This window comes from Acidovorax sp. M2(2025) (assembly GCF_049330835.1).
GTDB lineage: Bacteria > Pseudomonadota > Gammaproteobacteria > Burkholderiales > Burkholderiaceae_C > Acidovorax.
Genome location: NZ_CP186262.1, coordinates 444,833 through 459,304, shown reverse-complemented (window position 1 = coordinate 459,304; position 14,472 = coordinate 444,833). Strand labels below are relative to the sequence as shown.

Here is a 14,472-nt window from a genome sequence, read left to right as displayed (position 1 = left end):
TCATCCACCATTCAGTTGACTTTGTCAACCGATGGCCACGCCATGCCCCCACGCGCCCGCCCTGATGTGTTTGAAGCCCTGCACGACCTGATGCACGCCTACCGGGCGCGCATGGTGCGTGCGATGACCTCCGTGCACCCGGACCTGACCTTCAACGAAGTGCGCGCGCTGAACTTCATTGGCCGCCACCCCGGCGCCACGCAGAAAGAGCTGGTGCGCCACAGCGGCGCCGACAAGGCCCAGGTGGCGCGCATGCTGGGCCTGTTGCAGGACAAGGGCTGGCTGGAGCGCCAGCCGCACGCCGAGGACCGGCGCAGCCTGTGCCTCACGCTGAGCGCCGAGGGCGAGGCGCTGTACCAGGCCCTGCAGGCCGCGCGGCAGACCCTGTCAGCCCAGGTGCTGGCGGGCTGCGACGACGACACCCAGGCGCAGCTGCTGGCCCTGCTGGCGCGGGTGCGGACCAACCTGGACGCGCTGCCGCCCCTGGAGACTGGCGAGGACTGCGGCCACGGCAAGGGCAGGGCCTCTCGTTAGGGGCCCCACAGGGGGTTTCAAGCGCTTTTGAAGGGATTTTTGCCCCAAGCGCCAGTGCAAAATGCCCTGGCAGCTATCAAATAGAGAGCAAATCAGTGCCCCTGGATGACGCGCAACGCCTCGGGCAGCGAATGCACATGGGGCAGGAAGTGGTCGATGGTGGCGCCCAGCAGCACGGCGCAGACCAGCGCGCCCAGCAGCGGCTTCCAGGTCAGGCGCACAGCGGCGCCGAGCCAGCCCTCGCGCTCCACCCCCACGGCGGCGCGGGCCGTGGCCACCGAGAAGGCGATCTCCACCGCCACCGTGAGCAGCACATCCCAGCCAAAGAACAGCATGGCAAGCGAGCCCGCGCCCAGGATCAGCGCTGCGCCGATGAGAAAGATGGCCACCACGGGCACGACCACCACCGCGCCCTCGTCGGCGCTGCCCAGTGCATCGGCCGCGCCCCCGGCAATGTCGCCCAGCACGTCAGAGTCGCTGCCGGAGCCCCCGCTGGACAGGCCTTGTGTCCACCCACCGCCAAAATCGCCAGATGCACCACCGCCGCCAAAGTCGCCCCCGCCAGTGCGCGGCAGGGCCACCTGGCCGCCACCCGAGGGGCCGTTGCCGCTGGGCCAGGAAATATCGGGCAACTCCACACTGCTGCCGTCACCCGACGACCCATCCCGACGTACCAGCCGTGCCGCCCAGGCGCGCAGCACCAGCAGATAGCCGACGTAGCCCACCGACAGCGTGATCAGGTACCGCAGCGCCAGCGAATCCACACCCAGCACCATCTGCAGGTGCGAGGTGGCCCACATCAGCAGCAGCGTGAAGCTGCCGATCAGCAACCCATGCCAGCGCAGGCTGTAGCGCTGCTGCAGGGTGCGCGCCACCGCGCCGTGGTGCGGCATGCGCACCGAGCGCCAGGTGGAACTGCCTTTTTTCTTGGAGCCAGAGGCGTTGCTGCGGGGTGGGGCCATGGAAGGATCGCGCTGCGCGCGGTGGCAAACAGACGGCGCCATTTCACACCAGTTTGCGGCCGCCCCGCGCGCAGCCCGCCCCCTGCGGCGTGAACTTCTGCGCGAAGCGCAGGGGCATGCAAAGAGGAAGGGAGGACGTCAGGCCGCGCCGTCCACTACCACCGGCACACGCTGGGCCACGGCGCACATGAGCTCGTACCCCACGGTGCCCGCGGCCTGCGCCACCTCGTCGATGGGCAGAACCGCGCCGTGGCTGGAGCTGCCCCACAGCGTCACTTCGCTGCCAAAGCCGAAGTCGGTGCCCAGCTGCATGCCGCGATCCAGCAGCGGGGTGAGGTCCACGGTGACCATGTCCATGCTCACGCGGCCCACCAGGCGGGTGCGCACGCCGTTCACCAGCACGGGCGTGCCGGTGTCGCAGTGGCGCGGGTAGCCGTCGGCATAGCCGCAGGCGGCCACGCCGATGAGCAGCGGCCCGTCGGCCGTGAAGCGCGAGCCATAGCCCACCGTGTCGCCCGCCTGCAGGTGCTGCACGGCCAGCAGCTTGGTGGACAGCGTCATGGTGGGCCGCACCTGCCAGTGGGCGGCGTTGTGCTCGGGGAAATCCGGCGCGCTGCCGTAGAGCACGATGCCGGCGCGCACCCAGTCCGAGCGCAGCCGGGCGTCGCCCAGGTGGCGCAGGGTGGCGGCGCTGTTGGCCACGCTGCGCTCGCCGGGCAGGTCCTGCGTCACTTCGTTGAACGTCTCGATCTGGTGGGCAATGCCGCGGGGGCCGTCGGCGTCGCTGAAGTGGGTCATGAACGAGATCTCGTCCACCTGCGGCAGCGCGTTCAGGCGCGCCCAGGCGGCGCGGTAGCGCTGGGGCGTGAAGCCCAGCCGGTTCATGCCTGAATTCATCTTGAGGAACACGCGGTGCGGCACCTGGGTCTTGTGCGCGGCCAGCATGTCGATCTGCTCGTCGCAGTGCACCGCATGCCACAGCGACAGGCGCGAGCACAGCTCCAGGTCGCGCGGCTCGAACACGCCCTCGAGCAGCAGGATGGGGCCGCGCCAGCCCAGGTGGCGCACCCGCTCGGCCTCGGCCAGGTCCAGCAGCGCGAAGCCGTCCGCGCCGCGCAGGCCTTCGTACACGCGCTCGATGCCGTGGCCGTAGGCGTTGGCCTTGACGACGGCCCAGACCTTGGCATCGGGCGCCGCGCGGCGCACGCGCTCCAGGTTGTGGTGCAGTGCGGCAGTGTGGATGGTGGCGTGAATGGGACGGGGCATGGGGGGGCCAGTGGAAAAGATGCGAAGGATTTACCGGGGAATACGCGCAGGATTCTGGCACTGCCGCCGTTTATCCGCGTGATATAACCGTCCGTCCTCGGCCCACGGTCCCCACATTTAACAGGGCATCAGCCCAACTGATGCTCCTACCAGCCATTCGATGAAGCGCGGTTTCTACACCATCATGTCGGCGCAGTTTTTCAGCTCGCTGGCCGACAACGCACTTTTTGTGGCCGCCGTGGAACTCCTGCGCACCGGGGGCGCCCCCGAATGGCAGCGCGCCGCGCTGGTGCCGATGTTCGCGCTGTTCTATGTGGTGCTGGCGCCGTTCGTGGGCGCCTTTGCCGACGCGCTGCCCAAGGGCAAGGTCATGTTCATCAGCAATGCCATCAAGGTGGTGGGCTGCCTGATGATGCTGTTCGGCTCGCACCCGCTCATGGCGTACGCGGTGGTGGGCCTGGGCGCCGCGGCCTATTCGCCGGCCAAGTACGGCATCCTCACCGAATTGCTGCCGGCCTCGCAGCTGGTCAAGGCCAACGGCTGGATCGAGGGGCTGACCATTGCGTCCATCATCCTGGGCGTGCTGTTTGGCGGGCAGCTGGTGGGGCAGCACCTGTCGGGCATGCTGCTGGGCTTTGACTTTCCCATGATCGACACCGGCGTGGACACGCCGGCAGAGGCCGCCATTGCCGCGCTGATCGCCGTGTACGCGCTGGCCGCCTGGTTCAACACCCGCATCCCGCACACCGGCGTGGAGATGCGCCCGCTGCGCACCGACCCGTCGCACGGCGTGCTGTCGAACGCCCTCGGCCTGTTGCCCGACTTCTGGGCCTGCAACGCTCGCCTGTGGCGCGACAAACTCGGCCAGATCTCGCTGGCCACGACCACGCTGTTCTGGGGGGCTGCAGCTAACCTCAAGTTGATTGTGCTGACCTGGGCCGGAGCGGCACTGGCTTACGACACCACGCAGGCCTCGGCCCTGACGGGCGTGGTGGCTATCGGCACGGCAGTGGGCGCCGTCGTGGCCTCGATGCGCATGCGGCTCGATCTGGCGACCCGCGTGATCCCGCTGGGCATCGCCATGGGCCTGCTGCTGATCCTGATGGTGTTCATCCACAACATCTGGCTGGCGATTCCGTTCCTGATCGTGCTGGGCGGCCTGGGCGGCTACCTGGTGGTGCCCATGAACGCACTGCTGCAGCACCGGGGCCACAACCTGATGGGCGCGGGCCGCTCCATTGCCGTGCAGAACTTCAACGAGCAGGCCTGCATCCTGGGCCTGGGCGCGTTCTACAGCCTGTCGCTCAAGCTCGGCCTGTCGGTGTTCGGCGCCATCGTCACCTTCGGGCTGGTCGTGGCCGGCATCATGTGGGTCATCCGCCGCTGGCACCAGCGCAACTGCGTGAACTACCGCGAGGAAGTGAACCACCTGCTGGACATTGCGCGGCACGATACGCACCATTGACTCCCCCTGAGTCGCCTTCGGCGCCTTCCCCCTGAGGGGGACGCACCCGGTGGCCTGGCAAAGCCAGTTCCACGGGTGCACTGACCGGTGAGCGTGCCAGTTTCAACCGCTTGGCCCACAGTGCCGCGTCTGGATTTTTGCTACACAGTTGATAGCTATCTGCGCTTATCCATCAAGCGCCAGAGCCCATTTTTTTCTTGAAATGCACTCCCCCCTGCCCTTCGCCGCCCTGCTGTTCAACGCCTTTGTCTGGGGCCTGGCATGGTGGCCGTTCCAGCGCATGCACCAGGCGGGGCTGCATCCGCTGTGGGCGACAGCGTTCATGTATGCGTTGGTGCTGCTGGCGCTGCTGGCCTGGCGCCCGGGCATCGTGCGGCAGGTGCGCGCACACCCGCAGCTGTGGCTGCTGGCGCTGGCCTCGGGACTGAACAACGTGGCGTTCAACTGGGCCGTGACCATTGGCGACGTGGTGCGCGTGATCCTGCTGTTCTACCTGATGCCCGCCTGGGCCGTGCTGCTGGCCTGGAAGGTGCTGGGCGAGCGCCCCACCGCGCCGGCCCTGCTGCGGCTGGCCCTTGCCTTCGCCGGGGTGGTGCTGGTGCTGTGGCCGGAGGACGCCGGCGCATCGCGGCTGCTGCAGAGCCTCTCGCTGGCCGACGGCCTGGCCCTGTTCGGCGGCTTCATGTTCGCGGTGACCAACGTCACGCTGCGCCGCCTGCACGCCGTGCCCGGGCCGGCGCGCATGGTGGCCATGTTCGGCGGCTGCATGCTCATGGCGCTGGCGGTGGCCCTGGCCGGCGGGCAGGCGGGCGTGGTCGAGGCGTTCCCGGCCTTCAACGCCACCTGGGCCGTCACGGGGCTGCTGCTGGCGGGGCTGCTGCTGCTGGGCAACTGGGCCCTGCAGTTCGGGGCGGCGCGCCTGGCGGCGGGCACCACGGCATTGGTCATGCTGTCGGAAGTGGTGTTCGCCAGCGCCTCGTCGGCCCTGCTGGGCGCGGCCACGCTCACCCCGCGCACGGTGGTGGGCGGCGCGCTGATCCTGCTGGCCTCGCTGCTGGCGGCGCTGCAGTTCCGGGGACGGGCAAGCGCCTCCTGAGATGGCGGAGACGCCTGCGGCGGCTGCGGCACGCCGTGCGCCCCGGCGCCGCCAGCGCTACCATGCTGCGCCTCAGCCTCTCCAGGAGCCCGCACCATGCCCGGCAGCGTCTACGACTTTGAAGCCCAGCAGATGAACGGCCAGACCGTGTCCCTGTCGCAGTACCGCGGCAAGGTGCTGCTGATCGTGAACACCGCCAGCGCCTGCGGCTTCACGCCCCAGTTCGGCGGGCTCGAAGAACTGCACCAGGAATATGCCGACAAAGGCCTGGTGGTGCTGGGTTTCCCGTGCAACCAGTTCGGCAGCCAGGACCCCGGCAGCAACGAAGAGATCGCGAGCTTCTGCCAGCTGAACTACGGCGTGAGCTTTCCGATGATGGCCAAGATCGACGTAAACGGCGCCGCCGCCGCACCCCTGTACCAGTGGCTCACCGCCGAGGCCCCCGGCCTGCTGGGCAGCAAGGCCATCAAGTGGAACTTCACCAAGTTCCTGGTGGGCCGCGACGGCCGCGTGCTCCGCCGCTATGCGCCCCAGGATGCGCCCGCCAAGCTGGCGGGGGATATCGAGGCGGCGCTAGCGCAGCCCTGAGAGCGCCGCCCGCACAGGACGCGCTCAGGCATTGAGCCCCGGCGTCTGGGCCGGCCCCCACTCGGGCGGGCACGACCCCATCTCCGCCTCCACCTTGCGCAGCATGTCGGCCAGGGTCTTGCCGGGCTCCTGCCGGAACTGCTCGTCCAGCACCACCAGGTCCACGATGCGGTCGATGCGAAAGCCCCGGAAGTCGCCGCGCAGCTCGCACCAGGCCGACAGCGTCCAGACCTTGCCCCAGTAGAAGCAGCCCAGCGGGCGCAGGCGGCGTTCGCTGGGGCGGCCCTGCACGTCGGCGTAGCGGATCTGCACGACATGGCGGCTGTGCACGGCTTCGCGCAGGGACTGCAGCGTGGCCTGCACGCGCGGCTCCAGCCCGACCGATGGCGCGTACAGCGCCTGCGCCTCGGCCGCCACGCGCGCCGCGGGCGGGAGCACGGACAGGATCTTGCCCAGCGCCCCTTCCACTTCGCGCGCCAGCCCGGCGTCGAGCCAGGCCTGCGCCAGCCGCGCGGCGGCCACCAGGGAGTTGGCCTCGCCCTGGCTGAACATCAGCGGCGGCAGCTCGAAGCCCGCGCCCAGGCGGTAGCCCACACCGGCTTCGCCCTCAATGGGCACGCCCTGGTGCTGGAGGTCCGCCACGTCGCGGTAGATGGTGCGCTGCGAGACTTCGAGCCGCTCGGCCAAAAAGGCGGCAGTGGACAGGCGCCGCCCACGGATGAGCTGGACGATCTGGAACAGGCGGTCGGCGCGGCGCATGCGGTTCTTGCAGTGTTTTTGGCAGCTGGCGCTTTTTCAGCAAGCGCTGATAGCTATTGAATTCATAGCACCACACCCACATGGATGGCCACCTGGTCCGGGCCCTCGTAGGCCTCGAAGTCGGTGGCAAAGCGGCGCCGCAGCTGGGGATTTTCGGCAAAGTAGCGCCACACGCGCAGCCAGGTGTCGACCACCATCTGCGGCATGTCGCCTTCGCCATGGAACACCAGGTAGCCGCCGGGCTGGATGTCGACCCGGCGCGCGTCCGGCTCCGCCTCCAGGGTGCTGCAGGGTTCGGCCACGGCCACGCCGGCGGTGACGTCGAACGCGCCCTGTTCGTCGGACTCATAGGCGCTGTACACGCCGAAGATGCGGCCGTCGCCGCCGCGCGCGGGCAGCTGGCGCTCCCAGCTCTGGCTGAAAAAGCGGTTCCACAGGCCGCCCAGGCGGGCGATGGCAGGGTTGCTCTCGTCGCTGTTGCGCGTGCGCACGGCAATGCCGGCCACGCTGAACGCGGGAATCTGGACGAGGACGGGGGACGGGGTCAAGGGCGGCTCCTCTCTCTCTGGACGGTGGTGGACGCCGGCCTGCGGGCCGGCCGAACGTGTGCGAGAAAAGGATGGTGCCGCCCGGCTGCTGACAACGGCATGTCAGCAGCCTGGCGCCCGTTCAGTCCGGCTGCGGGACCGCTCGCGCGGCCGCCAGGCGGCGCGCCCGTTCGATCTGCTGGCCCACCGTGCGCGGCGCCAGGCCGTACATGTCGGCGAAGGCCTCCAGCGTCTGGCCGCTGGCTTCAAAGGCGCGCAGCAGGGCCTCGTCCTTGGCGTTGCGGGCGGCCCACTCGGCAAAGGCGTCTTCCAGAAGGGCGTTGGCGGCCTCGTCGCGGCTGTGCACCCGCTCGGCATAGGCCTCGCGCGTGAGGCCCGAGGCCTCGAACGCGGCGATCATGCGGTGGCGCAGCCGGGGCAGCAGGTCTTCGGTGGCGCGCGCCTTCTTGCGGCGGTAGACCTCCAGCAGCGCGTGGTGCACATGCTCGGGCGCCATGGCCTCCACGGGCTGGCCCGCAAGGTCGTGCCGCTTTTCGCCGGCCGCCACGCTCTGCAGGTAGCGGGTGGACCGGGTGTGCAGGCCCAGGGCCACCTTCAGCGCCTCGCGGTCGAACAGCTCGGGGTGGGCAGCCAGCAGGTCCTGGAAGATGCCGCGCTTGAGCGGGCGGAACACCGCGCCAAACAGGTGAGGGTACAGGTCGGCCAGCTGCTCCAGCACCGGGTGCGTGCGCGCTGCGGGGCGCGGCGTCGCGGCGGGCGCACCGGCGCTGCCGCCCGCGGCGTCCGGCGCTGCGGGGCGCCCGCCCGGCTTGCGGCGGTTGCGGCCACCACGGCGCGCGCCCGCTGCGGGCTGCGGGCGCGCAGCGGCGTCTGCCGGCACGGCGGCAGCGGGCGCGGCGGCAGGGGCACTTTCGGCCGGAGCCGGCACGGGCGCGGCCGGGGTGGTTTCTTGGGCGGACACGGAGTCGGTCATGGGCAATGCAGGAGCAACAAAACCCTCAATCATGCCAGCGCTTCGTCCAGCACCTCGATCCAGTGCCGCACTGGCGTGGCCGTGCCGCTTTGCAGGTGGGTGATGCAGCCGATGTTGGCCGACAGGATCACGTCGGGCGGCTGCTCGCCAAACGCCTCGCCGAGCACGCCCAGCTTGCGGTCGCGCAGCGGGGTGGCCAGCCCGGGGTGGAGGACCGAATAGGTGCCCGCGGAGCCGCAGCACAGGTGCGCTTCGTTGGGCGCGGTGCGCAGGCGAAAGCCCAGCTGGTTCAAATGCAGCTCCACGCCGCCGCGCAGCTTCTGGCCGTGCTGCAGCGTGCAGGGCGGGTGGTAGGCGTAGAGCGTGTCCGGCCGCTGCACGCGGCCGTGCAGCCGGGCGGCGAGCTCGGGCAGCAGGTCCGGCAGCAGCTCCGACAGGTCGCGCGTGAGGGCGCTGATGCGCGCGGCCCGCTCGGCGTACTGCGCGTCGTCCTTCAGGATGTGGCCGTACTCCTTGACGGTGACGCCGCAGCCCGAGGCGTTCATGACGATGGCCTCCACGCCCCCGGCCTCCACCAGCGGCCACCAGGCGTCGATGTTCGCCCGCATCTGGGCCATGGCGCCGTCCTGGTCGTTGAGGTGGAACTTCATGGCCCCGCAGCAGCCCGACTGGGGCGCGACAACGGTCTCTATGCCCACGGCGTCCAGCACGCGGGCGGTGGCGGTGTTGATGTTGGGCATCATGGCCGGCTGCACGCAGCCCGCCAGCATCAGCACCTTGCGCGCATGCGGGCGCACGGGCCAGGCGCCGGCCGCACGGGGCGCGGGCACCTTGGCCTGGAGCGAGACGGGCAGCAGGCCGCGCACGGCCTGGCCGGCCTTCATGGCGGGGGCGAACAGGGGCGAGGGCAGGCCTTCCTTGAGCGCCCAGCGCAGGGCTTTTTCGCCCAGCGGGCGCGGCACCTTCTCGTCGACGATCTTGCGGCCGATGTCCACCAGGTGGCCGTACTGCACGCCGCTCGGGCAGGTGCTCTCGCAGTTGCGGCAGGTCAGGCACCGGTCCAGGTGCAACTGCGTGGCACGCGTGGGCTCGGCACCCTCGAGCACCTGCTTGATGAGGTAGATGCGGCCGCGCGGGCCGTCCAGCTCGTCGCCCAGCAACTGGTAGGTGGGGCAGGTGGCGGTGCAAAAGCCGCAGTGCACGCACTTGCGCAGGATGGCTTCGGCCTCACGGCCTTCGGGGCGCGCGGCGTATTCAGGGGCGAGTTGGGTCTGCATGGTGCGTGGAGGATCGAAACAGGGGAAGGCAGCCGGAGGCCGGGCCACAGGTTCAATGGGGCGCTTGCGCGTCCGTCCCGCGCTCCGCAGGGGCGGCCGGCGGCGGCGGCACCGGCGCGGTCGCCGGGGAGCCCCGCTGCAACAGCAGCAGGCGCAGGCGTTCGCGGTCGGTCCACAGCGGCGGCAGGGACAAGCCCAGCAGCACCAGCGCCAGCGGCACCACAAACACGAAGCCGACGTGCTTGAAGCCCGCAGCCCCCACCAGGCCGCCGGCAAAGAACATCCCCACCAGCCCCGCGAACAGGCGCAGGCGCTCGCGGTTGGCGCGCACCTGCTGCTCGGGCGCGATGCCCTGGCGGTTCCAGTACAGCATCTTGCCCATCTCGATGCCCAGGTCGGTGACCACGCCCGTCATGTGCGTGGTGCGGATCTGCGCCGACGACATCTTGGTCACCACGGCGTTCTGCAGCCCCATCAGGTAGGCCAGCACCAGCACCGTGAGCGGCACCGAGAACGGCGTGCGCCAGCCCAGGGTGATGGCGCCCATGAGCCCGAAGAGCAGCATCAGCGCGGCCTCGATCAGCAGCGGCAGGGCATAGGTGCTGCGCAGGTGGTGGTGGCGCGCCCAGTTGACCAGGATGGCCGTGCTGCCCGCACCCGACATGAACGCCCACAGCGCCCCGACCGCGCCGAGCGCGAGCTTCATGTTGCCCAGCACCAGGTTGTCGGCCAGCGACGAGAGGAACCCCGTCATGTGCGAGGTGTACATGTGCACCACCAGAAAGCCCCCCGCGTTCACCGCGCCGGCGTTGAAGGCCAGCAGCAGGCCCAACGTGCGGTTGCCGGCGATGGTCCGGCGGTGTCCGGTGAGGTGCAGGAGGCGTCGCATGCGAAACGGTTCAGAAACGGGAGGGACAGGAGACGGAGAACGGCCGGGCGTGCCTACCAGCCCGTCGCCATGCGGCCGGGATTGAAGATCCCGGCGGGGTCGAAACGCTGCCGGAGGCGGGCGTGGATCTGCTCCAGTGCCCGGGAAGGCAGGGCCCAGGGGCTGTGCGCGTCGCGCGCACCCTCGTCCGCCGCCCTGAAAATCGTAGCGCTTCCGCCGGCCGCACGCGCGGCGTCGCGCAGGGCGTCGCCCGCGCCCTCCGGGGCCTGCACCCAGCGCAGCGCGCCGTGCCACTCCACCAGCGGCTGCGCGCCGCCGGGCAGCGCCAGCACCGGCGCCGCGGCCGGCACGGACAGGCGCCACAGCGCGTGGCCCGGCTGCTCGGCGCGGGCCAGGAACCAGGGCAGGGTCTGTTCGCGGCAGGCGGCCCAGTCGGCCTGCACGCTGGCTTGGTCCGCCATGCGCGTGCCGCCCAGGGTGCGGCAGGCAGCTTCCACCGCCGCGGCGGCCCCGCGCAGCCGCACATACAAGGTGCCCAGCCCGGTGCCGGGCACCCAGCAGCTGGCATTGAGCGGCAGCGGGCGGCCGCCCCACGCCTGCAGGCTGCGCAGGGCCTCGGCCTGGGGCATGTCGTCAAACCGCAGCGTGGCTTCGCCCGGCGCCACGGGCAGGACCTTGAGGCTCACCTCGGCCAGCAGGCCCAGCGTGCCCCAGGCCCCGGCCATGAGGCGCGACACGTCGTAGCCGGCCACGTTCTTCATGACCTGCCCGCCAAACTGCAGCACCTCGCCGCGGCCGTTGACCAGCGTGGTGCCCAATACGTAGTCGCGCACCGCGCCCACGCTGGCCCGCGCAGGGCCCGACAGGCCCGCCGCGACCATGCCGCCCACGGTGGCCTGGCCGCCGTCCTCGCGGGCGAAGTGGGGCGGCTCGAACGGCAGGCACTGCCCGCGCTCGGCCAGTGCGGCCTCCAGGTCGGCCAGCGGCGTGCCGGCGCGCGCGGTGACGACCAGCTCGCTGGGCTCGTAGGCCACGATGCCCTGCAGGGCGCGGGTGTCGAGCACCTCGCCGCGCAGCGCCCGCCCGTGGAAATCCTTGGTGCCCCCGCCCCGGATGCGCAACGGGGTCTGGTCGGCGGCGGCGGCGCGCACGCGCTCGGCAATCTGGGCAAGGGCGAGATCCATCCGTGCATCGTACCGGCAGCCGCGGCCCGTGCCGCCGGCGGCAAGCGTGAATTTTTTAAACAAGGTGCGTGAAGCGCGGCCCGGCCGGAGCCTGCACCCGCCGGGGCAGCACCCGCCAGACGGAAAAAAACCCGCCCTGGGGGGGCGGGTTGGGGAACCTTGGAGTAACTCTCGCTTGTTCTTGTTGCGACGCTGCGGCGCCACCAGACACCGCAGCGCGTGGGGTGCCGGCAGGTCAGCGGTTGTACGCCGTCTCGCCGTGCGAAGTGATGTCCAGGCCTTCGCGCTCGTCTTCTTCCGACACGCGCAAGCCGACCGTGAGGTCCACGATCTTGTAGGCGACGAACGAAACCACCCCCGACCACACGATGGTCAGCAGCACGGCCTTGGCCTGCGTCCACACCTGGGCGGCGATGGAGTAGTCGGCCGCAGTCACCATGGAAGCAGTCACCCAGTCGGCCACGTAGCCGGGGCCGCCCAGGCCGGGCGCGTTGAACACGCCGGTGAGCAGCGCACCCACGATGCCGCCGATGCCGTGCACGCCGAACACGTCCAGCGAGTCGTCGGCGCCCAGCAGGCGCTTGAGGCCATTGACACCCCACAGGCAGGCGAAGCCGCCCACCAGGCCGATCACCAGCGCGCCGCCGATGCCGACGTTGCCGGCCGCAGGCGTGATGGCCACCAGGCCCGCCACGGCGCCGGACGCAGCACCCAGCATGGAGGCCTTGCCGCGCATGAGCGCTTCGCCCACGCACCAGGCCAGCACGGCAGCGGCCGTGGCCACCAGCGTGTTGATGAAGGCCAGGGCGGCGAAGCCGTTGGCTTCCAGGGCGGAGCCGGCGTTGAAGCCGAACCAGCCCACCCACAGCAGCGAAGCACCCACCATGGTCAGCGTCAGGCTGTGGGGCGCCATGGCTTCCTTGCCGTAGCCGATGCGCTTGCCCACCATGAAGGCGCCCACCAGGCCCGCCACGGCGGCGTTGATGTGCACCACGGTGCCGCCGGCGAAGTCCAGCGCGCCCCATTGCCAGATCTGGCCGGCCTTGCCGGTCATGGCATCGGCCACTTCCTTGGAGGCATAGGCGTCCGGGCCCATCCAGAACCACACCATGTGGGCGATGGGCAGGTAGCTGAAGGTGAACCACAGCACCATGAACAGCATGACGGCGCCAAACTTGATGCGCTCGGCGAACGCACCGACGATCAGCGCACAGGTGATGCCGGCAAACGTGGCCTGGAAGGCGGCGAACACCACTTCCGGGATCACCACGCCCTTGCTGAACGTGGCCGCGTTGGCGAAGGTGCCGGCGGCGTTGTCCCAGATGCCTTTCATGAACAGCCGGTCAAAGCCGCCGACGAAGGCGCCGCCCTCGGTGAAGGCCAGGCTGTAGCCGTAGATGAACCACAGCACCACGATCAGCGAGAACGTCACCATCACCTGCATCAGCACGGACAGCATGTTCTTGCTGCGCACCAGGCCGCCGTAGAACAGGGCCAGGCCGGGCAGCACCATCAGGATGACGAGCAGCGTGGAGGTCATCATCCACGCGGTGTCGCCCTTGTTGGGCACGGGTGCGGGGGCTTCGGCGGCCGCCGGTGCGGCAGCGGCCGGGGCCGGTGCGGCGGCAGGAGCCGCGGCCGCAGCGGGAGCTTCGGCTGCAGGGGCCGCAGCGGCAGGCGCTGCAGCGGCCGGCTCCGAAGCCGCCGGTGCCTGGGCCAGGGAAAGATTGCCCAGGGTCAGCAGGCCCAGCCCCAGGATGAAGGAAGCAAGCAGTTTTTTCATGGCGTTTCTCTTCTTGGATGCAATGCGGCCGGCCCTTACAGGGCTTCCTTGCCGGTTTCGCCAGTGCGGATGCGCACCACCTGCTCCAGGTGGGTCACGAAAATCTTGCCGTCGCCGATCTTGCCGGTGCGGGCAGCGCTTTCAATCGACTCGATCACGCGGTCCACCAGGTCGTCGGCCACGGCGGCCTCGATCTTCACCTTGGGCAGGAAGTCGACCACGTATTCCGCGCCGCGGTACAGCTCGGTGTGGCCCTTTTGCCGGCCAAAGCCCTTGACCTCGGTCACCGTGATGCCTTGCACGCCGATGTCGGACAGGGCTTCGCGCACCTCGTCCAGCTTGAAGGGCTTGATGATGGCTGTCACCATTTTCATTGGAAGGTCCTCCTATGCGGGCGCCCTGGGCGCCCACTGCGATTTACAGGGTTTTCGTGAGCGTGACGATCAGGCGCGACTTGTTGACGGGGCCGTAGTACGCCTTCTTGGTGGCGCCCACCACGGCCGCGCCCAGGGACACGCCCGAGCCGAAGTCATAGGCACCGCCCAGGCTGTAGTCCATGAAGTTCGGCGCCGTGATGTCGCCGCCGAAGCGCGTGAAGCCGACCGATGCCTTGAGCGTGATGCTGGGGGCCACTTCCTGGGCGAACGCCAGGTTCAGGTAGCCGGTATTGCGGCCCTTCAGGCCGGGGCCGGCGTAGGCGAAGTAGTCCTTGGACAGGGTGTGCGAGTACTTGGCGGTGACCGGGCCGAAGGTGGCGGCGCCATACACCTCGGTGGTGTTGCCGGCGCTGTTGCCGGGGTAGATGTAGGTCAGCAGGCCCACGTCCAGGTCGGCGCCGCCGGCCTTGAACTTGTAGCCGCCGTACAGGTCGGACTCCAGCGAATTGCCGGAGAGCCAGTCCACGCTGGAGTTCCAGTTGCCCACATAGAAACCGCTGTCGCCGAAGGCGTAGTCAAAACCGCCCTGCAGCGCCGGCTTCACGGCCTTGACCTTGGAGATGTCCTGGTCCTGGCCGCGAAACTTGTAGTTCGTGGTCAGGCTGACGTTGCCGGTGAGCTGGGCACTGGCCAGCACGGGAAGGGTTGCAACGAGGGCGACGCCCAGGGTCTTGATGATGGCGCGGTTCATATGTTTCCTCCGGTGGGACA

The 14,472-nt window shown here is 69.8% G+C and carries 15 protein-coding genes; 4 read left to right on the top strand and 11 right to left on the bottom strand.

Annotation, left to right across the window (positions count from 1 at the left end; all coding sequences use genetic code 11):
• The first annotated feature begins 42 nt into the window (after positions 1-42).
• A complete protein-coding gene (locus tag ACOYR3_RS02065; RefSeq protein ID WP_422844865.1) occupies positions 43-534 on the top strand; it encodes a MarR family winged helix-turn-helix transcriptional regulator in 492 nt (163 codons plus the stop codon).
• A 92-nt stretch (positions 535-626) separates the two neighbouring features.
• Here the strand turns inward: ACOYR3_RS02065 and ACOYR3_RS02060 are convergent, their stop codons facing one another.
• Positions 627-1,496 (bottom strand): hypothetical protein, encoded by an 870-nt coding sequence (locus ACOYR3_RS02060; protein WP_422844864.1) that lies wholly within the window; start codon positions 1,494-1,496, stop codon positions 627-629.
• A 138-nt stretch (positions 1,497-1,634) separates the two neighbouring features.
• Positions 1,635-2,762, bottom strand: a complete 1,128-nt coding sequence (alr, locus tag ACOYR3_RS02055) for an alanine racemase (RefSeq protein WP_422844863.1) — start codon at positions 2,760-2,762, stop codon at positions 1,635-1,637.
• A gap of 160 nt (positions 2,763-2,922) precedes the next feature.
• Between alr and lplT the strand changes: the two genes are divergently transcribed.
• From lplT to ACOYR3_RS02040, 3 genes are all read left to right on the top strand, one after another.
• Positions 2,923-4,227, top strand: a complete 1,305-nt coding sequence (gene lplT / locus ACOYR3_RS02050; RefSeq protein ID WP_422844862.1) for a lysophospholipid transporter LplT — start codon at positions 2,923-2,925, stop codon at positions 4,225-4,227.
• Positions 4,228-4,429: 202 nt separating this feature from the next.
• Positions 4,430-5,323 (top strand): DMT family transporter, encoded by an 894-nt coding sequence (locus ACOYR3_RS02045; RefSeq protein ID WP_422844861.1) that lies wholly within the window; start codon positions 4,430-4,432, stop codon positions 5,321-5,323.
• 96 nt (positions 5,324-5,419) lie between these two features.
• Positions 5,420-5,911, top strand: a complete 492-nt coding sequence (locus tag ACOYR3_RS02040; protein ID WP_422844860.1) for a glutathione peroxidase — start codon at positions 5,420-5,422, stop codon at positions 5,909-5,911.
• Positions 5,912-5,935: 24 nt separating this feature from the next.
• On the opposite strand, the gene ACOYR3_RS02035 is transcribed toward ACOYR3_RS02040, so the two are convergent.
• From ACOYR3_RS02035 to ACOYR3_RS01995, 9 genes are all read right to left on the bottom strand, one after another.
• Positions 5,936-6,670 (bottom strand): helix-turn-helix transcriptional regulator, encoded by a 735-nt coding sequence (locus ACOYR3_RS02035; RefSeq protein ID WP_422844859.1) that lies wholly within the window; start codon positions 6,668-6,670, stop codon positions 5,936-5,938.
• A gap of 62 nt (positions 6,671-6,732) precedes the next feature.
• Positions 6,733-7,218, bottom strand: a complete 486-nt coding sequence (locus ACOYR3_RS02030) for a GyrI-like domain-containing protein (RefSeq protein ID WP_422844858.1) — start codon at positions 7,216-7,218, stop codon at positions 6,733-6,735.
• 121 nt (positions 7,219-7,339) lie between these two features.
• A complete protein-coding gene (locus ACOYR3_RS02025) occupies positions 7,340-8,191 on the bottom strand; it encodes a ProQ/FINO family protein (protein WP_422844857.1) in 852 nt (283 codons plus the stop codon).
• 29 nt (positions 8,192-8,220) lie between these two features.
• Complete coding sequence (glcF, locus tag ACOYR3_RS02020; RefSeq protein WP_422844856.1) at positions 8,221-9,468, bottom strand: glycolate oxidase subunit GlcF; 1,248 nt, start codon at positions 9,466-9,468, stop codon at positions 8,221-8,223.
• A 52-nt stretch (positions 9,469-9,520) separates the two neighbouring features.
• A complete protein-coding gene (locus ACOYR3_RS02015; protein ID WP_422844855.1) occupies positions 9,521-10,357 on the bottom strand; it encodes a YoaK family protein in 837 nt (278 codons plus the stop codon).
• Positions 10,358-10,410: 53 nt separating this feature from the next.
• On the bottom strand, positions 10,411-11,541 hold the full coding sequence (gene glcE, locus ACOYR3_RS02010) for a glycolate oxidase subunit GlcE (protein ID WP_422844854.1): 1,131 nt from the start codon (positions 11,539-11,541) through the stop codon (positions 10,411-10,413).
• 235 nt (positions 11,542-11,776) lie between these two features.
• Entirely contained in the window at positions 11,777-13,324 is a 1,548-nt protein-coding gene (gene amt / locus ACOYR3_RS02005) for an ammonium transporter (RefSeq protein ID WP_422844853.1), read from the bottom strand.
• Positions 13,325-13,359: 35 nt separating this feature from the next.
• Positions 13,360-13,698, bottom strand: a complete 339-nt coding sequence (glnK, locus tag ACOYR3_RS02000; RefSeq protein ID WP_010466918.1) for a P-II family nitrogen regulator — start codon at positions 13,696-13,698, stop codon at positions 13,360-13,362.
• 43 nt (positions 13,699-13,741) lie between these two features.
• The gene (locus tag ACOYR3_RS01995) at positions 13,742-14,452 is read right to left on the bottom strand and encodes a TorF family putative porin (RefSeq protein ID WP_422844852.1); all 711 of its coding nucleotides are present in this window, start codon (positions 14,450-14,452) and stop codon (positions 13,742-13,744) included.
• Between the last annotated feature and the right edge of the window lie 20 nt (positions 14,453-14,472).